Below are 24,624 nucleotides of genomic sequence, written 5' to 3'. Positions count from 1 at the left end.
CCCCGCCCACCAGGAGCGGACGCCGCGGCGGGCCCGCTCATTTCCGGCGGGGGCGTATATCGCGACACAGCAGGTATAATGCGTAACACTTTTGACGTTTACGTCGGCTGTCGCCGGTACCGCGGGCGCTTCAGCGCCATCGCGCAATACGATCCCTGCTTCCCGGTAGAGAATCGGGGGTTGGCATGAATATCTGCTAAAGGCTTGCGTTTCCCGGGAAACGTCAGCTTAAATTTAAACATTGGTCCACAGGGGGAACCGATGTACCGAGTCTTTTTCCGCCGGGGGGCGGGCGTGCCGCGGCGGCCGGGGAAGGGTTCGGCTCCAACCAGCCTTTGGGGGCACTGTGCGGGTTGTGACCATTGGGATTGGACGAGCGGGAAAATCCACGACTAACGCCTTTATCACCGGTGACCATCGATGTGCCGACGATCCGGGGAAGGCGGTGGAGTGGTGAGCGCGCGATTGGGGCTTTCTTCTGGGTCTGTTCCCCGGCTGCGGGCGTGTGACCTCGCCGTGCTGACCCGTGGTGGCGGCGGCACGGTCGTCGATCTGCGCGCGGGCAAGGGCCAGCGCTGGGAGCAGGACGGCATAGCGGCCCTGGCGGGGCTGCCGATCGCCTTCGTCGGCGTGTCGGTGACATTGGGGCAGATGGACACCGGCGAGGGGTTCGCCGCGGCCCGGCGCTTTCCGGGGCTGCCGGTCAAGGTGCTCGCCGCCGAGGGCGCGGCCGGGCGCAGGATGTGCGACGACCAGATCGCCGCCCTCACCCGCGACCGCGACGCCTCCGACATCCTCATCGAGACCCACCGGGGCGGGGCGAGCCCGGCGGAGCTGGCCGACCTGTGTCACCGGTACGGCTGCGCGCTGGTGATCGACAACCTCGGCCTGTACGAGACCTCCACCGACTTCGCGGGCGACGCGATGGCGCTGGCCCCGCTGGCGCGAGCCGTACAGGTCAAGGGGTTCACCCCCGCGCCGTACCCCGGCGAGCGCCCCAGGCACCGCCCGCTCACCGCGGACGATCTGGCCTGGCTCGACGTGTTCGCGGGGGCGAGCGTGGACATCACGGTCGAGTCGCGGGCGGGTGCCCCTGCCCAAGACCTGGCGGTCCTGGTCCGCACCTGGAAGGCGGTGGCGTGCGCCCTGCCCTGACCGATTCGCCCTACGGCTACGGCCTGCACCACGTCCAGCTCGCCATCCCGGCGGGCAGCGAGGACGAGTGCCGGGCGTTCTACGTCGGCGTGCTGGAGATGGTCGAGGTCGCCAAGCCACCGGTGCTGGCGGCCCGGGGCGGCCTGTGGGTACGCGCCGACACTCTGGAGATCCACCTCGGCGTGGAGGCCGATTTCCGCCCGGCCGCGAAGGCCCACCCGGGCATCCTGACCACCGGCCTCGACCGCCTCGCCACCCGCCTCACCGCCGCCGGATCCCCGATCACCTGGGACGATGCCTTCCCCGGCCACCGCCGCTTCTACACCCACGACCCCGTCGGCAACCGCCTGGAATTCCTCCAGCCCCACCCAACGGAGACCCCCCACCACACCTGACGCCCTGCAAGCGGCCCGCCGGTATGTACCGGCAGGCCACCAAAGGCCCCCCCGAGCAACGGACCGGCCCGCCCCAAGAGACCCCCGAACGCGCCGACCCACCAGACCCCGACCCGCCACCATGAACGACAGGCCGGTACCGGCAACCCAACCGCCCCAAGAGACCACCGAACGCGGCGCCTACCGGCAGGCAGGCCACCGAAAACACCCGCCCACCAGACCCGACATCACCCAGCCCCGGCCCGACCGCCGCCATGAACGCCACGACCGTACCGGCAGCCCAACCGCCCCAAGAAATCACCAAACGCGCCGACCCACCAGACCCCGACCCCGCCCCGACCTACCACCGTGAGCGACCCAAGAGACCAACGAACGCGGCGCTTACCAGCAGGCAGGCCACCGAAGGCCCGCCTACCAGGCCGGACATCACCCGCCCCCGGCCCGGCCCGCCGCCATGAGCGACCCGGCGGGCGGTTGTCCCAGGAGGTTGTGGAGTGCGCCGGTGCGCTGGGTGGCTGCGCCTTGGGCGTACTCGGTGGCGAAGGTGGCGGGGCCGAGCGCGGCCTTGGCCGTGGTCGTGACCCGGTCGACGTCGCCGCGTTCGGCCGGTGGCAGCGGGGCGCCGAACGACTCGCGCAGTGCCGCCGCCGCGCCGAGCAACCGCGCCGCCTCCACATGCCCACACGCGCTCCCCCGCACAAGCGGCGGTACACCCGCCGCCTTCTCCAACTCCAGCGCCCGCGCGCCACCCGCCCCCTCAGCACCCACCGACGGCACACGCGGCGACCCTTCCACCAGCTCCGACCACGCACCACCTGGCCCTTCAACCGCCGCCGACGGTTGCTCGCCTCGGGGCGGGAGGCGTTCGTGTCCGGGGTGCACGTGGTGGCCGTGACGGCCGTGGTGATCGTGGTGTCGCTGGCCGTACTGGCGCTGACCCGGCTGCGCGCCCGGTGACCCCCAGACGATTCCGGCGGTCAGGGCAGCGACGCGGTGACCTCCACCGCGGATACGCAGCCGGGCAACCTTTTAGGCAATCGAGCTTGCCTGGCAGGCAACGGGCTCATGAACGCACTAGAATTCCCGGAGTGACCACTCGTATACCGCGAGCCCAGCACGGCGCCCCCGACGGCGGGCGCGATGATCGAGCCGGCGATCCGGCGGCCGACCCCGAGCGGAGGGTCGCCGCGCGGCTCGCGGAGCTGCGCCGGGCGCACGGGCTCACGCTCACCGCGCTGGCCGAGTGGACCGGCATCTCCACCGCCCACCTGTCCCGGATGGAGAAGGGCGAGCGGCAGCCGTCCATAGGGTCGCTGATCCAGCTTTCGCGGGCGTACGGGATCTCGCTGAGCGAGCTGATCGGCGACGTGCGCTCCCGCGAGCACCACGTCGTGCGCGGCGCGAGCGCGCCGGTGCGCCAGGGCCAGGACGGGCCTTACGCGATCATGAGCGGGCTCGGCCCGCGTTCGGCCCTGGAGGCGGTACGGCTGGAGCTGACCACAGGGCGCCCGGAGCACACCGCCTCGCACCCGGGCGAGGAGTGGGTCTACGTCGTGCAGGGCCAGGTGGTCGCCGACATCGGCGGCGAGCTGATCACCCTGGCCGCCGGAGACGCGCTGCACTTCGACGCGGCGGCCACCCACTCGCTCCAGGCCGCCGACGGCCAGGCCACCGCGCTCATCGTCTCGGCCACGCCCCCGCCGGCCCGCCCGCCGCACGGCCCCGGCCAGGGTCTGGGCCCGGCTTTGGGCGCAGGTCCGGGTACGTCGTAGCGCGGGCGGGCCCGGCGGGGCGGGTCAGTCGGTGCCGGCCTCCATCGCGGCGCGGTCCAGCAGCGCTTCCTCGGCGGGAGCCTCCCCGCGCGAGGCGATGGCCTCCGCGCCACCCTCCGGCATCTCGCCGATGAGCCCGGTCGGGACCGCCTTCGGGACGTCGAGCAGCGCCGGGTGGTTGGTGCCGATCATGCCGAGCCCCGCGTACTGCTCCAGCTTGGCCCGCGAGTCGGCGATGTCCAGGTTGCGCATGGTGAGCTGGCCGATCCGGTCGGCGGGGCCGAACGCGGAGTCTTCCGTGCGCTCCATCGACAGCTTGTCGGGGTGGTAGCTGAAGGACGGGCCCGTGGTGTCCAGGATCGAGTAGTCCTCGCCGCGCCGCAGCCGCAGCGTCACCTCGCCGATGACCGCCCGGCCGACCCAGCGCTGCAACGACTCGCGCAGCATCAGCGCCTGCGGCTCCAGCCAGCGCCCCTCGTACATGAGCCGGCCGAGCCGCCGCCCCTCGGCCTGGTAGGTGGCCAGGGTGTCCTCGTTGTGGATGGCGTTGACCAGCCGCTCGTAGGCGATGTGCAGCAGCGCCATCCCCGGGGCCTCGTACACGCCCCGGCTCTTGGCCTCGATCACCCGGTTCTCGATCTGGTCGGACATGCCCAGGCCGTGCCGCCCGCCGATCGCGTTGGCCTCCATCACCAGCTCGACCGCGCCGGGGAACTCCTTGCCGTTGATCGTCACCGGGCGGCCCTGGTCGAAGCCGATGGTGACGTCCTCGGCGGCGATCTCCACCGATGGGTCCCAGAACCGGACGCCCATGATCGGGTTGACCGACTCGATGCCGGTGTCCAGTTGCTCCAAGGTCTTGGCCTCGTGGGTGGCGCCCCAGATGTTGGCGTCGGTGGAGTACGCCTTCTCGGCGCTGTCCCGGTACGGCAGGCCGTGCGCGAGCAGCCACTGCGACATCTCCTTGCGCCCGCCCAGCTCGGAGACGAACTCCGCGTCGAGCCACGGCTTGTAGATGCGCAGGTAGGGGTTGGCCAGCAGGCCGTACCGGTAGAACCGCTCGATGTCGTTGCCCTTGAACGTCGAGCCGTCGCCCCAGATCTGTACGCCGTCCTCCAGCATCGCCCGGACCAGCATCGTGCCGGTGACGGCGCGGCCGAGCGGCGTGGTGTTGAAGTAGGCGCGCCCGGCCGAGCGGATGTGGAAGGCCCCGCAGGTGAGCGCGACCAGGCCCTCCTCGACCAGCGCGGAACGGCAGTCGATCAGCCGCGCGAGCGCCGCGCCGTAGGTCCTGGCGCGACCGGGCACCGACTCGATGTCGGGCTCGTCGTACTGGCCGATATCTGCGGTGTAGGTGCACGGGACCGCACCCTTGTCCCGCATCCACGCGACGGCGACCGACGTGTCGAGGCCGCCGGAGAAGGCGATACCGACGCGCTCGCCGACGGGCAGGGAGGTGAGAACCTTGGACATAAGAAAGAGTATGCATCCTGACGTATGACCATGCAAAGCGCTGCGTGAAAAACTCTCGGCCTGCCCTTGTGAGGACAGGCCGAGAGGGTCCAGGGGTCAGACCTCCGCGCGCAGGACGCGGAGCTGGGCGGCCAGCAGGCCGTAGTACCCGACCAGCGTGATCAGGCCGAACACCCCGGCCTCGCCCAGCGGCTCCACGGCGGTGGCGAAGGTCTCGCCGTCCAGGTCGCCGGTGGCGAGCGGTTCCCTGGCCGCGAGCAGGACGGCGTTTTCGGCGGGGTCTGTGAACGGGGGCGCGGACCCGTCGCGCAGCGCGGCGAGTTCGGCGTCGGTCAGGCCCTCCAGGCGGGCGTCTGGCCAGCATCGTGGTCAGCGTCTGGGAACGCGACTTCGACCGCGAGCGCGCGCTGTCCGAACTGTCCGGCAAGCCGACCGCCGAGGCGGCCCGCGCGCGACCCCGCGGGGGTGACCCCGCGTACGCGTCCGGGATACAGTCGGGCAGGATCGGCTGAATGATGTCTGATATGTCGCATACGACCGGACTTGCGAGGGGTGCTGTGACGCGGGTGCCCGGCATGCGAATGCTGCTGGGCATGTCGACGCTCGGGTTCGCCAGCTTCGGCCTGCTGCTGCCGGCCGCCCCGCTGTGGGCCGCGGGCGGCGGTGCCGACGAGGCGGGCGCGGGCCTGGTGAACGCCGTGCTCATGCTCGCGACCGTGCTGACCCAGACCATGGTGCCCTGGGCGCTGCGCAGACTGGGCTGGCGGGTGACCATGGTCGCCGGGATGCCGCTGCTGGGCCTGCCCGCCCTGGCGCTCACGCTCACCGACCAGCTTCCGTGGGTGCTGGCGCTGTCCGTCGTACGCGGCATGGGGTTCGCGGTGCTCACCGTGTGCGGCGCGAGCGCGGTGGCCGAACTGGTCGACGCCGCCCGGCGCGGGCGCGCGATCGGCGTGTACGGGCTGTCCATCGCCGCGCCGCAGTTCGTGCTCGTGCCGAGCGCCGCGTGGATCGCCGAGACGTTCGACTTCCGCACGGTGTTCATCGCGGGCGCGGTGCCCGTGCTCGCCGTGCCGTTCGCCGCCGCCCTCGGGCGACGCCTGGACGGCATGGCCCGCGACGCCTCCGACGGCGACGGCCGGGCGGGCGGCGGGGCGCGGGTGCTGCTCGCGCTGATCGTGCCGACGCTGGGGCTGCTCGCCGTCACCACTCCGGGCGGGGCGCTGCTGACCTTCGCGCCGCAGTTCCCCTACGGCACGACCACCGCGATGCTGGGCCTGCTCGGGCTCACCGGGGCCGCCGCGCTGGCCCGCTGGCTGGTCGGCGGCCTCGCCGACCGGTACGGCCCGCAGCGGTTCATCGCGCCGCTGCTGATCCTGTGCGCCGGGGCCATGGCGCTGTGCGCCTGGTCGGTCGCGGACGGCGGCGCGGGGGCCGCGGTCCTGGTCACGGGCATGACGATCGCCGGCGTCGCGTACGGCAGCCTCCAGAACCTCACGCTGGTAGCGGCGTTCGCGGCCGTGCCCACCCGCGACCGGGGCACCGCCAGCGCGGTCTGGAACATCGGCTTCGACGTCGGCACCGGCCTCGGCGCGCTCGTCGTCGGGTTCATCGCGGCGGGCGCGAGCTTCACGGTGGGGCTGCTGACCACGGCCGGGCTGAGCGTGGCGGTCGCGCTGGTCACCCTCGTGTACGGCCGGCGGACGTACGCCTCCGGGGAGAAGACGGAAACGGGGTCCAGAACCCCGACGCCATAGGCCCCGCAGCCGGTATACCCTCAGCCGCCGGTTTTTGAGTCGGCGATGACTCAGGACGGCGGCGGCGGGCCCTCGCACACTCGGAGACGTCCGGGTCGTGGCGGGGGGAAATATGGGGCTGGGTGTGATCGTACGGCTGTTCGCGGCCGGGCTGGCCGCGGCGGTTTCGACCATGGCGGGGGCGGCGGCCGGGCCGGAGCCGGCACCCACCCCGCCCGACCTGTCGCCGACGTGGGGGTACGCGGGCGACAGCGTGGAGATCAGCGACGGCGGGCTGCACTGTCCTACGGCGACCGACGAAGACGCGTTGGACGGGCCGTTCAAGGTGTTGTGGGACGGCACCGTGATCTACGGCGGTACGACGAGCGTCGAGGGGCTGGCGGCGACGTTCCAGGTGCCCTCCGACGCCGCCCCCGGCGACCACGACGTCAGCGTCTACTGCCCGATGTCGGATGAGACCTCGCCGGAAGCGACGTTCAGGGTGATTCCGCACCTCAAGATCGATCTCTCCCCGGAATCCGCCCGGCCTGGTGCGCAGATCACGTTGCAGGTCTACGGCCTGTACTGCCGGATCGACGAGCCGCCGGGGCCGGGCGGCGACTACCGGGTGTCGATGTCGCAGGGCGGCACGGCGCTGTCGGACGATCCCATGGAGGCGGAGTCGGCCGAGTTCAGCGTTCCGCTGACCGTGCCGGAGAACGCGGACCCGCAGCGCACGACCGTCACCGTGTACTGCGCGGACGACTCCGACCGGCAGGCCGAGGCCACCTTCCGTGTCAGGCCGCTCCCAACGGTCACCCCGACGGTGACCGAGCCTGCGGAAACCCCGACGCGGCGCAGGGAATCCTCCTCGCCGCCACCCACCTCACCGCGCCCCACTGAGGAGCCCACTGAGGAGCCCACTGAGGAGCCCACTGAGGAGCCGACGCGGACGCTGCCGCCTCCGGCGACCACGCCGCCCGGACCTTCGCCCACGCCGACGGAAAGCCCGAGCCCGGCCCCGGGCCGGAACGCCCCGCGCGGGACCGGTACGCCCGCCCTGCTCCTCGATCCGCCGGCCGCCGGGCGGGGCCGGCCGGTGAGCCTGGAGGGCCGCGGCTTCCCGCCCGGGTGTACGGACACGCGCCTGACGCTCGACGGGAACGCGCTCGCGCCGGAGCGGCTGAGCGTGGGCGCCACGATCCGGGCGACGTTCACCGTACCGAGGGAGACCGCGCCGGGCCGCCACGTCGTCCGGCTGTCCTGCTCCACCCCGGCGCCCGCCGTCGCGCTGCGGGAAATGGGATCCGCCGAGCAGGGCGGCGCGGTCAGCGTGGCGCTGGCGGCGGGCGCAGAGGTCTCCGCAACCGCATTCTTGGAAATACAGTCACAAATCACACTACGGTTTAGCATTCCGGCATCTTTCGGTTCATTGGGTGACATGCAGTGGGATCCGGTCAAGGCGGGGATCTCGACCCTGCTCGTGATACTGGTGATATTGCTGGTGACCGCTCCCTTCTTCATCCTGCCGCTGCTCGGATTCCCCTCCGACGTGTTCAACAAAGCGGTGGAGGAGAGAGCCCGCCCGCCCCGGGGCACCCGTCTGTCGCCGCGTACCAAGTTCCTGCTGTTCACCGTTGCCGCCACCGCACTGCTCACGCTGGGCAACTCCGACCTGCGGCCGGACGGGGAATTCTCCCCGGCCAACATGCTGGCGCTCATCGTGGCGTTCTTCGTCGCCGTCCTGATCACCACGCTCACGTACGGCTGGCTCCCGCACGCCGTGTCCTTCACGGGGGCCAAGACCACGTTCATGCGCGTGCTCCCGGCGGCGCTGGGCGTGGCGGGGGTGTGCGCGGGGCTGTCGCTGGCGTTCGGGTTCGAGCCGGAGTACGTGTACGGCCTGGTCGCGGTCTTCAGCGTACGGCAGGCGTCCGGCGCGGCCGGCCCGCCCGAGGCCGCCGAGGCGGCCACCAAGGGCCGGGCGATCCTGGTCACCTCCGTGCTCACGCTGGCCGTGGCGGTGGCCATGTCCGCGGCCTGGACGCCCGGCGACCAGGCGATGGAGGCGGGCAGTTCGGCGGAGGTCACCCGGTTCGCCGACCTGCTGCTCGGCACCATGACGCTCACGGTGCTCAGCACGGTGGTGTTCGCCCTGCTGCCGATGCGCTTCCTGGACGGTTACCACCTGTTCCGGTGGAGCAAGGCGGCCTGGGCGGCGATCTTCGCCCCCACGGCGTTCTGTTTCGTCTATCTCACATTGATCGACACCGACCAGGCCCCGAAAGCCGACGAGATCCAGAAGATGATCGTGCTGTTCGTGATATTCGGCGCCATTTCCATGGCGACCTGGCTGTATGTGCTGTGGCGGGTCAAGCGGCAGGAGAATGCGGCGGCCCGCACCGCGGGAAACGGCGCACCGTAAGTCCGCATAACGGCGGCGCCGGGGCCATACTATTGGCCATGGGCGCAGGATGGCCGTTCGTGGGTCGCGAAAGCGAAATGAGCACGATCGTCGCGGCATTACGCCGACCGAAGCGCGCCGGCAACGGGCGGGCCGAGGAGGCTTACGCGGGGGTCGTGCTCGCCGGTCCGGCGGGCACCGGCAAGAGTGAGCTGATGCGCCACGCGCTCAACCGGCTGGCCAGAGGCGACCGGTCGGTCAAGGTGCTGCGCACGGTCGCGTACGCCTCCTCCGGTGACAAGATCCCGTTCCACGCCCTGCAACGCGTGCTCCCGCCCCGGGCCGAGCCGTTCTCCGCCTGGAACCCGGTGCAGGAGGCCGCCGAGTCGCTGCGGGCCGCCGCCGGGGGCCGGACCCTGGTGATCGGGGTCGATGACGCCCACCTCCTGGACGACCTCTCGGTGCTGCTGCTGGCCGACCTCGCCCGCTCCGGCGGGGCCCGCGTGGCGGTGACCGTGCGCGACGGCGAGCCCGCCCCTGCCACGCTGACCGCGCTGTGGAAAGAACGCGTGCTGCGCCGCGTCGACCTGCTCCCGCTGTCGGACGCGGAGGTGGAGTCCGCGCTGTCGGCGGCCCTGGACGGGCAGGTGGAGCGCTCCACCTTGGCCCGGTTGCAGGCGGCGGCCCGGGGTAACCCGCTGCTGCTGCGGGAGCTGGTGGAGTCCGGGCGCGAGGTGGCCGCGCTGGCCGAGGCGGAGGGCGTCTGGCTGTGGCGCGGCCCGTGGACGGCCTCGCCCCGGCTGCGCGAGCTGATCCGGGCCCGGATCGAACGGCTGGACGACGACCAGCGGCACGCGGTCGAGCTGCTGGCCTTCGCCGGTTCGCTCGGGCTGAACATGCTGACCGGCCTCACCTCGCCCGCGGCGGTCGAGGCCCTGGAACGCACCGGGCTGATCCGCGTCGATCGCGACGGCGACCGGCTCCAGACCGGTCTCGGCCATCCGCTGCACGGTGATCTGGTACGCGCCACGCTGCCGATGACCCTCGCCCGCACCCGGCAGGCCGAGCTGGCCGACGTGATCGCGCGCAAGGGCGCCCGCCGCCGCGGCGACACGCTGCGGATCGCGCTGTGGCGGCTGGAGAGCGGCACCCCGGCCACACCCGAGTCGCTGGTGGCGGCGGCCAGGCAGGCGTGGGCGGGCTCCGACCTCGCGCTGACCCGGCGGCTGCTCTCCGCCGCGGTCGCCGCAGGCAGCCACGAGGCCGTGCCGCTGCTCGGCGACCTGCTGGTGTTCAGCGGCGAGCCGGAACGCGCCGAGGAGTTCTACGCCGACCCGCCCGCCTGGGCGAGCGCCGAGGTGCGCGTCCGGCTCGACTTCGTGCGGAGCATCAACCTGCTGTGGGGCTTCGGCCGGGCGGAGGAGGGAATGCGGCTGATGAAACGGGCCGCGCCGGCGATGCTGGCCTCCCCGTGGCGCGATGACCTCGGGCCGGTGTACGCGGGCTGGCTCGCGTACTGCGGAGAGCTGACCGCCGCCCTCGACGTGGCCCGCGACCTCGCGGACATGCCGGTGCTCAGCGAGCCGGGCGAGACCGTGCGGTTGCTCACCCACGCGCTGGTCGCGGCGTTCACCGGCCGCACCGGCGAGGCGTGCGCGACCGGGCGGCGGGCGATGGCCCGGATGGACGCCCATGCGGCGGTCGTGCCCTGGCTGCGCGGCACCCCGGTGCTCGGGCCGATCTTCGCCCTCCAGTTCGCGGGCGCGTTCCAGGAGGCCGAGACCACGGCCAGGGACTGGCACGACACCATGATCGCCAACCCGACCGCCTGGACGTACGCCACGGGCGTGTCGGCCCTGGCCCTCGGCCGTTCGGCCCGGCTCACCGGCAGGGCCGCCGCCTCGGTACGCCACCTGCGCGACGCCCGGCGGCTCTTCCGCGAGGCCGACGCCCTCTCGCTGGCCCACATCGGCGCCGCCGAACTGGCCCACTCGCTGGTGCTGCTCGGCCGGCTGGACGACGCGCGGCGGCTGCTGGCCGAGGCCCGCACGGGTGAGGGCTTCACGCTGTTCGCCTTCGCCATGGACGCCGCGGCGGCGGCGCTCGCGGCAGCCGAGCACGACATCCCCGAGGCGGTGGCGATCTGCTCACGCGCGGCCGAGCGAGCCAGGCTCATGGGCGCGCCCTCGTGGGAGCTGTCCTTCCTGCACGACACGGTACGCCTGGGCGAGCCCGCGTCCGCCCTGCCCCGGCTCACCGCCCTGTCCGAAGGGGCGGCCGACGGGCCGCTGCCCGCCCTGTACCTGCGCCACGCCACCGCGCTGGCCGCCGGCGACGGGCCGGGGCTGGAAGGCGTGGCCGCGGAGTTCGCCGCGCTGGGCGCGATGCTGGCGGCGGCGGAGGCGGTCTCCCAGGCGAGCGCGGCCCACCTCGCCGTGGGCAAGAAGGGCTCCGCGCGCAGATGCGCCTGGCGGGCCGCCGAATGGGCGGCCCGCTGCGAGGGCGCCCGCACCCCTGCCCTGGACACCGGCCACGCCACCGCCCTCACCCGCCGCGAGTACCAGATCGCGCTGCGCGCCGCCCGCGGCGAGACCAACGCCCAGATCGCCGCCGCCCTGGGCATCGCCTCCCGCACGGTCGGCAACCACCTCTACCGCAGCTACGAAAAACTCGGCGTCAACAACCGCACCGAACTCTCCGACCTCTTCACCGGCCCCGGAAAAATCCCCACAAGCTGACCCCTGGGCATACGCCCCGGCCGCCGAGCACCCCCAACGCGGCGCGGCCCTCCGGGAGGTACACCCGGGCCGGCCTCACAAGATCGCCGGGGCGGCGGGTTTGTCGGTGCGGGTCGCTACTTTGGGCCTGCCCTTGAGCGCGCGCGGCGAGGGTTTCGGCATCACCGTGCCCGCGCACCACCTTGACCCCCCACTGCGAGGTATCGCATGACCATAGATCGGAAGCTGACGCATCCCGGCGGCGGCACGGCGAAGTTCTGGCAGGTGAGCCAGGACGGTGGCGAGCTGAAGATCCGGTACGGGCGGCTCGGCGCGGCCGGCCGCACCCAGGTCAAGGCGTTCGGTTCCGCCGCCGAAGCGACCGAGGCGGCCGACAAGCTGGTGGCCGAGAAGTTACGCAAGGGCTACGTCGAAGGCGACGCGCCCGCCGGGCAGGCCGCGCCCGCCGACGAGGATCGGTTCACGATGCCGCCCGCGTGGCTGCGCGAGCTGCACCCGCGCCGGGGCGGCACGCGGGTCGCCGCCGGGCGGCCCGACTCCGCCGCCCCGGCCAAGGTCGCGGCGGCGCTGGGCAGAGATCGGCAGGTGATCCTCGACTGCCTCGCGCTGTGCTCCGACCCGGAGATCGCCGCCGCGGGCCGGGCTTATCTCGCCGATGGTCTGGCGGGCACCCCGCTGGGGGCCGCGGTGGTCGCCGCGGTGGTGGCCACCTACCAGGACGCGCACGATCGGACGACGCTGGGCGCGTTCGCCGAGACCTGGCTGGCCGAGCGCGGCCTGGCGTTCGCGGCGGTGGCGGTGGCCGAGCTGAGTTCCCTGAAATGCTGGGGCGACCAGCCCTATTACGCCGGCCGGGAAACCGCCATGCCGGTCCGGCGGCGGGCCGCGACCGACGGTTCCGGCTCCTGGTTCTCCTGGAGCCGGATCGCGCTGCCCGCGCGGGTCCGGGCCGCCGTCGCGGCGGCGTCTGACGCCGACTACGCCGAGGCGGTCGCCGCGCTGGAGGCGTGCCGCGCGGAAGGTCCGCACCAGCGGGTGGCCGCGTCGTTCCTGGCGCCGACCGAGATCGCCTGGGTCGACGCCGACTGCGCTGAAATCGCCCAGATCAACCGTTATTACGCAGAAGTCCTGGTCGCCGCGATCAGCACACCGGAGCAGGCGGCGCTGATCGCGGACCAGGTGTGGGTCTACCGAGTGGCATGCTCACTGGATCTGCCGGCCACCATCGTCGACGGCATGGGCGAGGCGGCCACCCCGATACTGGCCCGCTGGCTCGACCTCGCCGAGGGCGCGGAGGAGGAACGGCGGCTGGCGGCGGTCCTCGTCGAGTTGCCGACCGACGCGGCGATGCAGGCGCTGATCGACCGGGCGAAGCACAAGTACGGCCGGCCGGCGCTGCTGCGGGCGGCGGCCCGTTACCCGCGCCGGGCGATGCGGCTGCTGGCCGCCGCGGACGGCAAGCTCGCGGGCGAGCTGCTGCGCGCGCATGTGCTGGCCCATCCCGGCCTGGTGACCGAGGTGTCGGCGCAGGTGGGCAGGGTCGCGGCGGAGCGGATCGGCGCGATCGTGAGCACCGCCGCCGCCGTCGAGACGGCACCACCCGAGGCGCTGCCGGAGGTGCTGCGCGATCCGCCGTGGACGCGGCGGCGTAAGGCCCGCGAGCCGGTGGTGGTGAGCGGCCTGACCTGCACCGACGAACCGGCCTTGGGATGGGCTCCCGGCGAGCGGGACGCCTGGCTTCCCGTCACGTCGGAGCAGCACTATTACCACCACCGGGATTGGAAGCGGATCGCCGGCGCGCCGGGCACTCACGGCTCGGATCTGATGGCCCTGTTCGCGATCGGCCCGGAGGAACTGGCCAGGCCGTTGGTCGAGACATGGCGTCCGGCCGAGGTGTGGGACGCCGCACACTGGATGCGGGGGGTGGTGGCCCGGTTCGAGCTGGCGGCGCTGCCCTTGGCACTGCACTGCGCCAGAAAGAGCCCCGTACAAATCGCCCGGGCGCTGCTGCCGTTCGCCGACCCGGAGGTGGCCGTGCTGATGGCCGATTGCCTGGCCCGGCTGAAGTCGGTGCGGGCCACGGCACTGGCCTGGCTGGACCGCCACCCCGACGCCGCCGCCCGGGCCCTGGTCCCGGCGGCGCTGGGCACGCTCGGCCCGGCCCGCAGGCAGGCCGAGGAGGCGCTGACGGCGCTGATCGCGGCCGGCCACCGCGATGCGGTGCGGCGGGCCGCCGACGGCCACGGCCCGGCCGCCGAGGCCGCGATCAGCGGCCTGCTCGACGCCGATCCCCTCGACACGCTCCCCGCCCGGATGCCGACACTGCCGGGCTGGGCCGACCCATCGATCCTGACCCCCCTCCACCTGCGCGACGGCGCGGGCGCGCTGCCGGTCGAGGCCGCCCGCCATATGATCATGATGCTGGCGATCTCCCGGCCCGGCGAGCCGTACCCCGGAGTCGCGCTGGTCAAAGAGTCCTGTGACCCGCGCAGCCTGGCCGAGTTCGGCTGGGCGTTGTTCCAGCGCTGGCAGGCGACCGGGCACCCGGCCAAGGAGAGCTGGATGTTCCACGCGCTCGGGCTGATCGGCGACGACGAGACCGTCCGCGGGCTGACGCCGCTGATCCGGGCCTGGCCCGGTGAGGGCGGGCACGCCCGCGCGGTGACGGGGCTCGACATCCTGGCCGCCATCGGGACCGACGTCGCGCTGATGCACCTGCACGGCATCGCCGAGCGGGTCAAGTTCGGCGGGCTCAAGGAGCGGGCCCGGCAGAAGCTGGCCGAGGTCGCCGCGCGGCTCGGCCTCACCTCCCACGAGCTGGCCGACCGGCTCGTGCCTGACTTCGGGCTGGCCGCCGACGGCAGCCTGACCCTCGATTACGGGCGCAGGCGGTTCGTCGTGGGCTTCGACGAGCAGCTCAAACCGTACATCACCGACGCCGCGGGCAAACGGCTGAAGACCCTCCCCAAGCCCGGGGCCGCAGACGACGCTGAGCTGGCGCCGGCGGCCTACCGGCGGTTCGCCGCGCTGAAGAAGGACGTCCGCACGGTGGCCGCCGACGCCATCAGCCGGCTGGAGCTGGCGATGGTCGAGCGGCGGCGGTGGAGCGGCGAGGAGTTCACCCGGCTGTTCGTCGGCCATCCGCTGCTGTGGCACATCGTGCGGCGGCTGGTGTGGGGGGTGTACGACGCGTCGGGTGACCCGATCGGCGCGCTGCGGGTGGCCGAGGACCGCGGCTTCGCCGACGTCGAGGACGAGGAACTGACGCTGCCCGCCGACGCCCTCATCGGTGTCGCGCATCCGCTGGACCTGCCGGAGACGCTGAGCGCCTGGGCCGAGGTGTTCGCCGACTACGAGATCCTTCAGCCGTTCCCGCAGCTCGGCCGGGAGGTCTATGCCGCCGACGCGGCCGAGGCGGCCCGGATGGAGAGCGCCAAGGTCCCCACCGGCCGGGTGATCGGCCTGGAGCGCCGTGGCTGGCGGCGCGGCGCGCCCCAGGACGCGGGCATCCAGTGCTGGCTCGAACGCGACGTGCCCGGCGGCGGGAGCATCACCATCGGCCTCAATCCCGGCATCGCGGTCGGCGACATCGAGTTCTGGGGGGAGCAGTCCCTGGTGGGCGTCCCGACAGGCACCGATGACCTCGACCCCATCACCCTCTCGGAGATCCTGCGCGACCTGCGGGAGATCACCCGATGAGCACCGGCCTCCAGCGGCCTCCGGCCGAGGTACGGTACGCCGAGGAGCTGGCCCGGCTGCGGGAGAGCGACGACGGGGAGCGTCCGCCGGGCTGGGCGCTGAGCCTGACGGCCGCCCGGAGCTTCGTCATCGGTGATGACAAGCTGGGCGTCAGCCGTAAGTTCGTCGGCGACCCCTCGCTGATCGACCGGGCCCTGGTGTCGCTGGCGACCGACCGCGGGCTGATGCTCGTGGGCGAGCCGGGCACCGCGAAGTCGCTGCTGTCGGAGCTGCTGGCGGCGGCGGTCAGCGGCATCTCGACCCTCACCATCCAGGGCGGCGCGGCGACCACCGAAGACCAGATCAAATACTCCTGGAACTACGCGCTGCTGGTCGCCGAGGGCCCGTCGCCGCGCTCGCTGGTGGCCGCGCCGCTGCTGCGCGGCATGGCCGAGGGCAAGGTGGTGCGGTTCGAGGAGATCACCCGGTGTCCGCTGGAGGTACAGGACTGCCTGCTGTCGCCGCTGTCGGACCGCGTGCTCGCGGTGCCGGAGCTGACCGGCCCGGAGTCGATGGTGTTCGCCCGGGAGGGTTTCACCGTCATCGCCACCGCCAACACCCGCGACCGGGGCGTCAACGAGATGAGCGCCGCGCTGAAGCGGCGGTTCAACTTCGAGACCGTGTTCCCGATCCCCGACCTCGACACCGAGCTGTCGCTGGTGGAGGCGGAGGCCACGGCCCTGCTGCGGCGCTCGGGGGTCGGCGCGCCGCCGCGACGCGACGTATTGGAGGTCCTGGTGACCGTGTTCCGGGAGCTGCGCCAGGGGCAGACGGCGCGGGGCGACGTCATGGACCGGCTGTCGGGGGTGATGAGCACGGCCGAGGCCGTGTCGGTGGCGCACGCCGTCGGACTGCGCGGCTGGTTCCTGCGCGGCGAGCCCGGCACAGCGGCCGACCTGGTGTCCTGCCTGGCGGGCACGGCCGCCAAGGACGCCCCGGAAGACCTGGCCAAGCTGCGCAGATACCTCGAACAGCAGACCGCCGGCCGCCCCGGCGCCCAGTGGCGCGCCCTCTACGAGTCCCGCCACCTCCTCCCAGGCTGAGGAGTCCGCCGCCATGACCCCCGCGATCCTGGATGCCCGCCCCCGTAACAGTGCCTTCGTACGTGCCGTACGAGCGCCGACCCCATCTCTGAGCACCCGACCGGCCACCGCCACAGCCGACCATCGCCGACGCCATCGCTGGGCCGCGACCGGCGTACGCACCGGGCGAGGGACCGCCGCAACGACCGCGACGGCCTCCGGCGGACGGCGTGTCGCCAACAGCACATTGACGCCGCAGCCGGCGTACGTACCGGGTGAAGGCCGGGCCTCATGACCGCTACCTTCATCGGGGTGCGGCACCATAGTCCGGCGTGTGCGCGGGTGGTGGTGGACACGATCACGACGTTGCGGCCGGCGTACGTGCTGGTCGAGGGACCGGCCGAGATGAATTCGCGGATCGGTGAGCTGCTACTGGGGCATGAGCCGCCGATCGCGATCTACACCGGATACCGGGATGCGGAGCGCAGGCACGGTTCGTGGGCACCGCTGTGCGACTACTCCCCAGAGTGGGCGGCGCTGACCACCGGCCATGCCGTCGGGGCCGAGCTGCGGTTCATCGACCTGCCCGCCTGGCACCCGACGCTGGCCGGCGTCCGCAACCGCTACGCCGACGCCGAGGCCCGGTACGCCGAGGTGACCCGGCGGCTGTGCCGCGCCTTCGCGGTCGACAACGTGGACGCGCTGTGGGACCACCTGTTCGAGATCGAGCCCCCCGACGAGATGGCCGAACGGCTGGTCGCCTACTTCGACCTGGTACGCGGCGACGCGCAGCCCGGCCCCGACGACGTGGCCCGCGAGGCGTACATGGCCCAGTGGGTGCGGGCCGCCGTCGCCGAGGCGGGCGAACGCCCGGTCGTCGTGGTCACCGGCGGCTTCCACCGTCCCGCGCTGGTCCGCCTGGCCGAGCACGGCGACCGCACCTGGCCTGACCTGCCCGAACCACCCCCGGGCGCAGTCGTCGGCAGCTACCTGGTGCCCTACTCCTTCCGCCGCCTGGACGCCTTCGACGGCTACCAGTCGGGCATGCCCTCCCCCGGCTACTACCAGCATGTGTGGGAGTCCGGCCCCGATGAGGCCGCCCGTTGGCTGACCGAGGCGGTCACGGTACGGCTGCGCGCCCGCCGTCTGCCGGTGTCCACCGCCGACCTGATCGCCGCCCGCGCCACCGCCGAAGGGCTGGCACGGGTACGCGGCCACCGGCAGCCCGCCCGGGTCGATGTGCTGGACGGCCTGGCCGCCGCGCTGGTCTCCGAGGCGCTGGAGGCGCCGCTGCCCTGGGCGGCGCGCGGCCCGTTGCGGACCGGCGGCCATCCGGTGATCGCAGAGATCGTCGCCGCGCTGAGCGGTGACCGCACCGGCCGGTTGCACGCCTCGACGCCGCTGCCGCCGCTGGTGCACACGGTCATGGAGCGCCTGCACGCGCACGGGCTGGACGGCTCCCGCGAGGTGTCCCTCGACCTCGGCACGGACGTCGATCGGGAGCGCAGCAGGCTGCTGCACCGGTTGCGGCTGCTGGCCGTGCCGGGGGTGATGCGCGAATCGGGGCCGCGTCCCGCAGGTGGCCCGGTGCTTTCCGAACGCTGGACGCTCACCGACTCCGACGACCGCCTCCCGGCGCTGATCGAGGCCGGAAGCTACGGAGTCGATCCGCAGGAGGCCGCCGCCGCCGCGCTCGCCGAGCGGATCGCCGCCGCCGGTGGAGACATGGACCTGCTGGCCGGGCTGCTGTTCGACGCGGCGCTGTGCGGCCTCGGCGAGCTGACCGGGCGGGTGCTGGAGGACCTGGCGCGGGCCGTCGGCGCGGCGGCCGATCTGGGGCCGTTGGGCGGCATGCTCGCCATCGTCCTCGCGATGTGGCGGCACGACGACCTGTTCGGTACCGGCCGCAGCGCCACGCTGGGCACGGTCATCGCGACCGCCACCCGGCGCGTGCTGTGGCTGGCCGAGGGAGTGCGCGGCGGTACGGCTCCCGCCGACCCCGGGCGGATCGGCGCGATGGTGGCCGTCCGCGACGCGCTGGCGCACGCCGCGACGCCGCTCGGGCTGGACATCCTTGCCGCGCTGGCGGTCGCCGACCGGGTCACCGCCTGCCGTACCGCGCCGCCCGACCTGCGCGGCGCGTCGTTCGGGCTGAGCTGGTCGCTGCGCGGCACGGCCGCCACCGAGCCCGCGCGGGCGGTACGCGGCGCGTTCACCCCGGCGTCGGCGGGCGACTGGCTGGCCGGGCTGTTCGCGCTCGCCCGCGAAGAGGTCCTGGACACTCCCGGCATGCTGGAGTTGCTCGACGCGCTGGTGGCGGCGATGAGCGGCCACGACTTCCTGGTGGCGCTGCCGGCGCTGCGTCAGGCGTTCGGTCACTTCCCGCCCCGCGAGCGGCACATCATCGCCACCCGCGTCGTCGGCCTGCGGGCCGGCGGCGGGTCCGGGCGCGCCCTGCTGCGGCTGGACACCGCGCCCGAGCTGGTCGCGGCGGGCATGGCACTGGACGAGCGGGTCGACGCGGCCTTGCGCCGAGAGGGGCTGATCACGTCATGACCGATCCCATCCTGGAACGCTGGCGGCTGCTGCTCGGCGAGCCCGGCGGCGCCTGCCTCGGCGGCGGGCCGCTCGGCCCGCAGGCCGCCGCCCGTGACGCGGCCATGGAGTGGCTCTACGGCCGCGACGAGGATCTACGGCGGCGCGGCGTACGGCGGGGCGGCACCGGCGGGTCGGTGCCGACCACCGTCGATTGGCTCGACGACATCACCCGGCTGTTCCCGAAGGAGACCGTCGAGCGGTTGCAGCGTGACGCGATCGAACGCTACGAGATCCACGACGTGGTGACCGACCCGGCCGTGCTGGAGCACATCGAGCCCAACCAGGCGCTGCTGCGCGCAGTGTTGCGCACCAAGCACCTGATGAGCCCGCACGTACTGCGGCTGGCCAGGCGGATCGTGGAGACGGTCGTCCGGCAGTTGATGGACCGGCTCGCCACCGAGGTGCGCACCGCGTTCTCCGGCGCGAAGGCGCGCCGCCCCGGCCGGCTGCGGCAGGCCCGCAACTTCGACGTCACCCGCACCCTGCGCGCCAACCTCGGCCGCTATCGGCCCGAAACCGGCAAGGTGGTGATCGAGACCCCGTACTTCTTCACCCGCACCCGCCGCCACCTCGAACAATGGCAGGTGATCCTGCTGGTGGACCAGTCCGGTTCGATGGCCGACTCGGTGATCCACTCGGCGGTCACCGCGGCCTGCCTGTGGGGGCTGCCCGGCGTACGCACCCACCTGGTCGCCTTCGACACCGAGGTGGTCGATCTGACCTCCGACGTCGATGACCCGGTGGAGCTGCTGATGAAGGTCCAGCTCGGCGGCGGCACCGACATCGCGCGGGCGGCGGCGTACGGCGCGGGCCTGATCGACCGGCCGCGGCGGGCGATCGTCGCGCTGATCTCCGACTTCTACGAGGGCGGCGATCCGCACCGGCTGGTACGCGTGGTGCGCGGCCTGGTCGAGCAGGGCACCAAGGTGCTGGGCCTGGCCGCCCTGGACGAGCGGGCCGAACCAGCCTACGACCGCGAGGTGGGGCAGCGGCTGGCCGACGCCGGGGCGTTCGTGGGCGCGATGACACCCGGCGAGCTGGCGTCCTTCGTCGCGGAGCACGTGGGCCGATGAGGACCGACCTGCTCGCGCTCACCCCTGACTCCCTCGCCGCGCTCACCAACCGCGGCCTGGTCAAACGCGCCGGCAAGGATCTCGAAGGCGGTGCGCCGGCGCTACGGACCGACGCCGACGGCACGGTGCACGGCGAGTTCGCCGGCGGCCCGACCGCCAGCCTGCCGCCCGGCGGCCTCGACGCCGGGCGGTGTACCTGCGGCGCGACCGGCATCTGCCGCCATCTGGTCGGCGTGGTCCTGGCCTACCAGCGCGCCGATCCGGAGCCTGCGAAACGCTTGGCCGAGCCCTGGTCGCCGGGGCGGGTGACCGACGACGAGCTGACCGCGAAGATCGGCGCGCGGCTGATGGCCGCCGCCCGCCGTACCGAAAAAGCGGGATATACCGCGCGGGTCCGCCGCGCGTCCGCCGCCGACCCGGTGCCGCAGGCCGAGCTCGACACCGCGACCGTACGCTTCCTGGTGCCCGGTGACCTGGGGTTCGTGCACACCGACACCGTCGCGGGCAGCCGCGACGACGTCATCGCGCTGGCGGTGTGGGCGTTCCGGGTGGCCGACCGGGAGCATCCCGGCGCGCCCGACGTGCGGATCACCGTCGGCGGCGGCGCCCTATCCGGTGAGGGGTCAGGGCTGGAGCGGGCGCTCGCCCTGACCGGCACGGTCCTTCAGGACGGCGTGACGCACCTCGGGCCGGGCCTGGACACGGTGATCGCGGGCGTGCGGCGGCACCTCGACGACGCCGGGCTGCGCTGGCCGCTGCTGGCGGTGGACGACATCGCCGGGCAACTGACCGCGTACCGCGAGCGCGCCGCCCACTACCGGCCCGAACTCCTGGCAGGCCACCTCGCCGAGCTGCACGCCCGCCACCGGGCGGCCGTGCGCGGCGGTGTGCCGAGCAGCGTGCTCGGCACCGGCGAGGCCGCCGAGACACCGCTGCGCCGAGCCCGCCTGGACGGCCTCGGCTGCCGGATCACGGCGGTCGGCGACCAGCGGGTCGCCGAGGTGTACTTCGCGCACCGCGCGGGCTCGATGGTGCTGGTGCTGCGGAGTCAGTGGGACGACGACGGCGCGGCGCTGCCGGAGCGGCGGATCGGTTCGACGACGCTGGCCGCGCTGGCCACCGGCAACCTGGTCACCGAGTCGGCGGTGCGCAGCGCCGGCCGTACGGTACGGCTGGCCGCGGGCCGGATCGCCAAGACCACGGTCAGCCCGTCGCAGGGCGCGTGGCACGACCTGCCGCCGTCCCTGCTGGTGACCGATTTCGCCGCTCTGTCCGGCGAACTCGACGCCCTGCCGCCCCGGCCGATCCGCCCGCGGGTCGCGGCGGAGCTGGTCCGGGTCGTCGCCGTGGCGCAGGTGGAGTACATCGGCTACGTGCCCGGCGACCAGCGTCTCGACGCGGTGATCACCGACCGCGCGGGGAACACCGCCACGGTCAGCGCCACCCACACCGGCGCGGCCCCCGGCCGCCTCGACGCGCTGGCGGCCGTGCTCACCGGCCAGGAGGGCGAGCCGCGTTTCGTCAGCGGCATCGTGCGCCGCGCGGCCGGAGACCTCGTCATCGACCCGATCGGCCTGGCGGCCGGGGACCGGCTCGTCGTACCGGACCTGCGGCCGGCGGCCGGGACGGGCGTCCCGGCGACCATGGACGACGAACCGCGCGAACCGCTGGCCATGGCCTTGATCGAGACCCGCGACCTGCTCGCGGGCGCGGCCCACCACGGCCTGTGCCACCTGCCGCCGACCTACGACGACCGGCTCGCCGCCATGGCGCGGCGTCTGACCATGCTCGGCCTGCACCGCGTCGCCCAGGCCGTCACGGGCCTCGCCGGCGCGCTGACCGGCGACCGTGACGAGGCGGCCGAGCACGCGTGGGTCGAGGCGTTTCTCCGTGTCGAGGTCGCGCTTGAGCTGTGCTCATAGGATCTCGTCGATCGTCTGGAGGATGATCTCGGGCTGCTCGTAGGGGATCTGGTGGGTGGCCCGCTCGGCGACGATGAGCCGTCCGTGCGGAGACCCGTCGGCGAGGGCCTGGTGGCTGGAGTTCAGGTGCGCGAGCTGCGCCTGGGGCATCCGGGGGCGCTTGCCCGCGGTGATCACGCGTACCGGGACGGGCGGCAGGGTGCGCCCCTCGAAGGCGTCGGCGACCTCGCGCATGTGGCGCGGCATGGCCTCCAAGGTGCCGGCGAGTTCGCGGATCGACCGGGAGTTCGCGGTGGGCAGCAGCAGCGCGCGCAGCCGCAGCACGCGTGAGACGAAGGCGAACGACAGGGTGCGCACCAGCGCCGAACCGGGCGGGGTACGGCCAGCGGTGGGGTCCACGAAGACCAGTCCGGCCACGTCGTCCGGGTAGCGCAGGGCGTAGAGCTGGACGACCAGCCCGCCGAAGGACCATCCGGCGAAAACCGCCGGTAACGGCAGGTTCAGGCCGCGCAGGAGGCGATGCAGGTCATCGGTCATGTCGGCGACGGTCCGCGCCTGCGGGCCGTCGGACCGGCCGACGCCCGCCCGGTCGTAGGTGACCAGGGTGGCCAGGGCGGCCAGGTCGTCTTCCAGGCCGGTCCCCCAGGTCCCGCCGACGCCCTGACCTGCGCCACCGCAGTCGAGCACCAGGGTGGGGCCGTGGCCGCGAACCTGGGCGCACATCCGGCGTCCGCCGATGTCGATCGAGGCGATGTCCATGGCGTCAACCTATGTTGACATTCGAGCAAGTGTCAACCTAGATTGACGCTTCCCCTGTTCCCCTGCTCCGGAACGACCCCCTTGGATAGGGTTTCGCCGTGATCGCATCAGCGGAGTTCACCGCCGCGGTGGAAGTGGGGATCGCCGCGCTGTGCGCGGGCGAGGAGCCGCCGAGCGACGAGGAGATCTGGGAGCGGCTGACCGGGGCCGGGGTCGAGCCCTGGCTGGCCGAGCGGCTGCTGATCTTCCTGCCGATGGCGTACACCCGGCGGCTGCTGCCGGACGTCCTGTACCCGGAGACGCTGACCACCCCTGGCGGGCAGGTGAGGCTCGCGGCCGAACCGGTGTTCGCGGCGGCCCTGGACCGTGCGCAGCGGGCCGGGCGCGCCGAGATCGAGCGGATCGCGCTGCGCAGCGCGGAGTTCGACGCGATCAACAACGCGCTGCACGCGGGGTCGCAGTTGTCGGACCTGGTGCTCGGCGAGAGCACCCTGGCCAAGGACCTGTCGCCGGCGGGGGACGGTGACGGCGGCGTACCCTCGCCGCGAGCGGTGTTCCTTGAACTCCTGCGGGCGCACGGTGTACCGCTCGACGGTGAGACGCAGGCCGGCGCCGAACTGTGCGTCCACCCCGCCCCGGACGGCCTGGCGATGGCCCAGGTGGACTTCGCCGTGTCGCACCCGGCCCTGGCCCGGCCCTGGCTGGTGGAGAGCTTCGCCGGGCACGGCACCACCTGGCGCGAGGCGATCGGCCGCGCGACGCGCATGTTCGAACGCGGCGCGCTGCACCCGATCGTCGAGGGCCTGCTACGCCCCGGCGCGGCCCCTGACCAGGTCGAACGGCAGCGGTACGAGCACCCGGGCGGCCCGTTCGAGGTCGTACTGGGCCCCCAGATCAACCTCTTCACCGACCGCCCGGTCCCATCGGCCGCCCCAGTGCTCGACCGCCTCCTCGACGCGCTGCGCGCCGAACCGCTCAGCCGTCAGGTCCACGGCCTGCGCCTGTTCACCGCCCACCACGACGGCCACCTCCAGACCAACGAGGTCCTGCTGGACAACGACCCGTGGCCCACCGGCGAGTCGGTCACCGCCCACGCCGAGTCCCCCCTCCCCGACGGCAACGTCGCCGTCCGCCTCTTCGCCCTGCTCGTCCCCTGTACCTAGTTGTGCGGGTTTCGTGGGGATCGTGTGCATCCGGCGGCCCGGGTAGGACGGTGGCTGTCATGATCTTGATGCCGCCTCACCGATGGGATCCGCGATGTCTCTCCGCTCACTCGCGTTACTGGCCGCCTCGCTCTGCACGGCCGGCCTCGCCGCCCTGGTGTACTTCCACGACTCCGACCTGGTGCTGGTACGCGACTACCTGTACCATCCGTTCGCCCTCGGCGTGCTGGCCTGCCTGCTGCTGGCGGGGGCCGCCACCGAACTGCGGTGGCTGTGGCTACGCGTCCTGATCGGCACCCTCGCCGGCCTCGGCCTGGCCGGCACGCTGCTCGTGGGCGGGGTCTTCCTGACGTTCGGCGACATCGAGGAGGCCGGCTACCTCGACGGCCCGGACCCGTACGGGATCCGGCTCCAGGAGTCGATGGCGGGCCTCGGGCCGGACATGGTGACCTGGCTCAGCCTCCGCAAGGAGAACGGCCTGCTCAGCAGGGAATGGGACCTCGGCTGCTTCAACGACGACGTCCCCGAGGACACCTTCGACTCGGTCAAGTGGACCGGCCCGAACACCCTCGAAATCCGCGTCTCCGACGGACGCACCTTCCCCATCCCCCTGGACCCCACCTCCGGCCGCCCCCGCACCACCGCCGCCCTCAACTGCTGACTCTGCCGGGCCCCG

The 24,624-nt window shown here is 73.2% G+C and carries 17 protein-coding genes; 14 read left to right on the top strand and 3 right to left on the bottom strand.

Going from position 1 to position 24,624, the window contains the following annotated elements; genetic code table 11:
- Nucleotides 1-453: 453 nt before the first annotated feature.
- Nucleotides 454-1,155 (top strand): hypothetical protein, encoded by a 702-nt coding sequence (locus tag ACH34R_RS37990; protein WP_397566436.1) that lies wholly within the window; start codon nucleotides 454-456, stop codon nucleotides 1,153-1,155.
- Nucleotides 1,140-1,550 carry a glyoxalase gene (locus ACH34R_RS37985; protein WP_397566435.1) on the top strand — a complete coding sequence of 137 codons (411 nt, stop codon included), beginning with the start codon at nucleotides 1,140-1,142 and terminating at the stop codon, nucleotides 1,548-1,550. Before ACH34R_RS37990 ends, ACH34R_RS37985 begins: the two co-directional genes overlap by 16 nt.
- Before the next feature lie 426 nt (nucleotides 1,551-1,976).
- Here ACH34R_RS37985 and ACH34R_RS37980 read toward each other — a convergent pair whose 3' ends face one another.
- Nucleotides 1,977-2,318, bottom strand: coding sequence for a hypothetical protein (locus ACH34R_RS37980; protein WP_397566434.1), 342 nt, complete (start codon nucleotides 2,316-2,318; stop codon nucleotides 1,977-1,979).
- A 320-nt stretch (nucleotides 2,319-2,638) separates the two neighbouring features.
- Here ACH34R_RS37980 and ACH34R_RS37975 point away from each other — a divergent pair, with 320 nt between their 5' ends.
- Nucleotides 2,639-3,322 (top strand): helix-turn-helix domain-containing protein, encoded by a 684-nt coding sequence (locus ACH34R_RS37975; protein ID WP_397566433.1) that lies wholly within the window; start codon nucleotides 2,639-2,641, stop codon nucleotides 3,320-3,322.
- 24 nt (nucleotides 3,323-3,346) lie between these two features.
- On the opposite strand, the gene argG is transcribed toward ACH34R_RS37975, so the two are convergent.
- Nucleotides 3,347-4,795, bottom strand: a complete 1,449-nt coding sequence (gene argG / locus ACH34R_RS37970; protein WP_397566432.1) for an argininosuccinate synthase — start codon at nucleotides 4,793-4,795, stop codon at nucleotides 3,347-3,349.
- 365 nt (nucleotides 4,796-5,160) lie between these two features.
- Between argG and ACH34R_RS37965 the strand changes: the two genes are divergently transcribed.
- The 9 genes from ACH34R_RS37965 (at nucleotide 5,161) to ACH34R_RS37925 (ending at nucleotide 22,026) form a co-directional block, all read left to right on the top strand.
- Nucleotides 5,161-5,307 (top strand): hypothetical protein, encoded by a 147-nt coding sequence (locus tag ACH34R_RS37965; RefSeq protein ID WP_397566431.1) that lies wholly within the window; start codon nucleotides 5,161-5,163, stop codon nucleotides 5,305-5,307.
- A 63-nt stretch (nucleotides 5,308-5,370) separates the two neighbouring features.
- Complete coding sequence (locus ACH34R_RS37960; protein ID WP_397566430.1) at nucleotides 5,371-6,552, top strand: MFS transporter; 1,182 nt, start codon at nucleotides 5,371-5,373, stop codon at nucleotides 6,550-6,552.
- A gap of 124 nt (nucleotides 6,553-6,676) precedes the next feature.
- A complete protein-coding gene (locus tag ACH34R_RS37955; RefSeq protein WP_397566429.1) occupies nucleotides 6,677-8,956 on the top strand; it encodes an FGLLP motif-containing membrane protein in 2,280 nt (759 codons plus the stop codon).
- A 38-nt stretch (nucleotides 8,957-8,994) separates the two neighbouring features.
- Nucleotides 8,995-11,673, top strand: a complete 2,679-nt coding sequence (locus ACH34R_RS37950; RefSeq protein ID WP_397566428.1) for a LuxR C-terminal-related transcriptional regulator — start codon at nucleotides 8,995-8,997, stop codon at nucleotides 11,671-11,673.
- Between the two features lie 207 nt (nucleotides 11,674-11,880).
- Nucleotides 11,881-15,372: a WGR and DUF4132 domain-containing protein gene (locus ACH34R_RS37945; protein ID WP_397566427.1), complete on the top strand. Its 3,492-nt coding sequence runs from the start codon at nucleotides 11,881-11,883 to the stop codon at nucleotides 15,370-15,372.
- On the top strand, nucleotides 15,369-16,454 hold the full coding sequence (locus ACH34R_RS37940; protein WP_397566426.1) for an AAA family ATPase: 1,086 nt from the start codon (nucleotides 15,369-15,371) through the stop codon (nucleotides 16,452-16,454). Before ACH34R_RS37945 ends, ACH34R_RS37940 begins: the two co-directional genes overlap by 4 nt.
- A gap of 270 nt (nucleotides 16,455-16,724) precedes the next feature.
- On the top strand, nucleotides 16,725-18,989 hold the full coding sequence (locus ACH34R_RS37935; RefSeq protein ID WP_397566425.1) for a DUF5682 family protein: 2,265 nt from the start codon (nucleotides 16,725-16,727) through the stop codon (nucleotides 18,987-18,989).
- Entirely contained in the window at nucleotides 18,986-20,104 is a 1,119-nt protein-coding gene (locus ACH34R_RS37930; protein ID WP_397566424.1) for a VWA domain-containing protein, read from the top strand. The genes ACH34R_RS37935 and ACH34R_RS37930 overlap by 4 nt, the downstream gene beginning before the upstream one ends.
- Nucleotides 20,101-22,026, top strand: a complete 1,926-nt coding sequence (locus ACH34R_RS37925; protein WP_397566423.1) for a hypothetical protein — start codon at nucleotides 20,101-20,103, stop codon at nucleotides 22,024-22,026. The genes ACH34R_RS37930 and ACH34R_RS37925 overlap by 4 nt, the downstream gene beginning before the upstream one ends.
- Here ACH34R_RS37925 and ACH34R_RS37920 read toward each other — a convergent pair.
- A complete protein-coding gene (locus tag ACH34R_RS37920) occupies nucleotides 22,021-22,785 on the bottom strand; it encodes an alpha/beta fold hydrolase (RefSeq protein ID WP_397566422.1) in 765 nt (254 codons plus the stop codon). The genes ACH34R_RS37925 and ACH34R_RS37920 overlap by 6 nt on opposite strands.
- A gap of 98 nt (nucleotides 22,786-22,883) precedes the next feature.
- Between ACH34R_RS37920 and ACH34R_RS37915 the strand changes: the two genes are divergently transcribed.
- Both ACH34R_RS37915 and ACH34R_RS37910 read left to right on the top strand, forming a co-directional pair.
- A complete protein-coding gene (locus ACH34R_RS37915) occupies nucleotides 22,884-23,948 on the top strand; it encodes a DUF6348 family protein (protein ID WP_397566421.1) in 1,065 nt (354 codons plus the stop codon).
- Nucleotides 23,949-24,042: 94 nt separating this feature from the next.
- Nucleotides 24,043-24,609, top strand: coding sequence for a hypothetical protein (locus ACH34R_RS37910; RefSeq protein ID WP_397566420.1), 567 nt, complete (start codon nucleotides 24,043-24,045; stop codon nucleotides 24,607-24,609).
- Nucleotides 24,610-24,624 lie beyond the last annotated feature (15 nt).

The organism is Spongiactinospora sp. 9N601, assembly GCF_044326295.1.
GTDB lineage: Bacteria > Actinomycetota > Actinomycetes > Streptosporangiales > Streptosporangiaceae > Spongiactinospora > Spongiactinospora gelatinilytica.
This window is presented reverse-complemented; position numbering and strand designations above follow the sequence as displayed.

Bases quoted from the DNA above. Each gene is read 5' to 3' on its own strand.
- argG (WP_397566432.1), bottom strand. From the start codon at position 4,795: ATGTCCAAGGTTCTCACCTCCCTGCCCGTCGGCGAGCGCGTCGGTATC.
- ACH34R_RS37960 (WP_397566430.1), top strand. From the start codon at position 5,371: ATGCGAATGCTGCTGGGCATGTCGACGCTCGGGTTCGCCAGCTTCGGC.
- ACH34R_RS37950 (WP_397566428.1), top strand. From the start codon at position 8,995: ATGGGCGCAGGATGGCCGTTCGTGGGTCGCGAAAGCGAAATGAGCACG.
- ACH34R_RS37945 (WP_397566427.1), top strand. From the start codon at position 11,881: ATGACCATAGATCGGAAGCTGACGCATCCCGGCGGCGGCACGGCGAAG.
- ACH34R_RS37940 (WP_397566426.1), top strand. From the start codon at position 15,369: ATGAGCACCGGCCTCCAGCGGCCTCCGGCCGAGGTACGGTACGCCGAG.
- ACH34R_RS37935 (WP_397566425.1), top strand. From the start codon at position 16,725: ATGACCGCTACCTTCATCGGGGTGCGGCACCATAGTCCGGCGTGTGCG.
- ACH34R_RS37930 (WP_397566424.1), top strand. From the start codon at position 18,986: ATGACCGATCCCATCCTGGAACGCTGGCGGCTGCTGCTCGGCGAGCCC.
- ACH34R_RS37925 (WP_397566423.1), top strand. From the start codon at position 20,101: ATGAGGACCGACCTGCTCGCGCTCACCCCTGACTCCCTCGCCGCGCTC.
- ACH34R_RS37920 (WP_397566422.1), bottom strand. From the start codon at position 22,785: ATGGACATCGCCTCGATCGACATCGGCGGACGCCGGATGTGCGCCCAG.
- ACH34R_RS37910 (WP_397566420.1), top strand. From the start codon at position 24,043: ATGTCTCTCCGCTCACTCGCGTTACTGGCCGCCTCGCTCTGCACGGCC.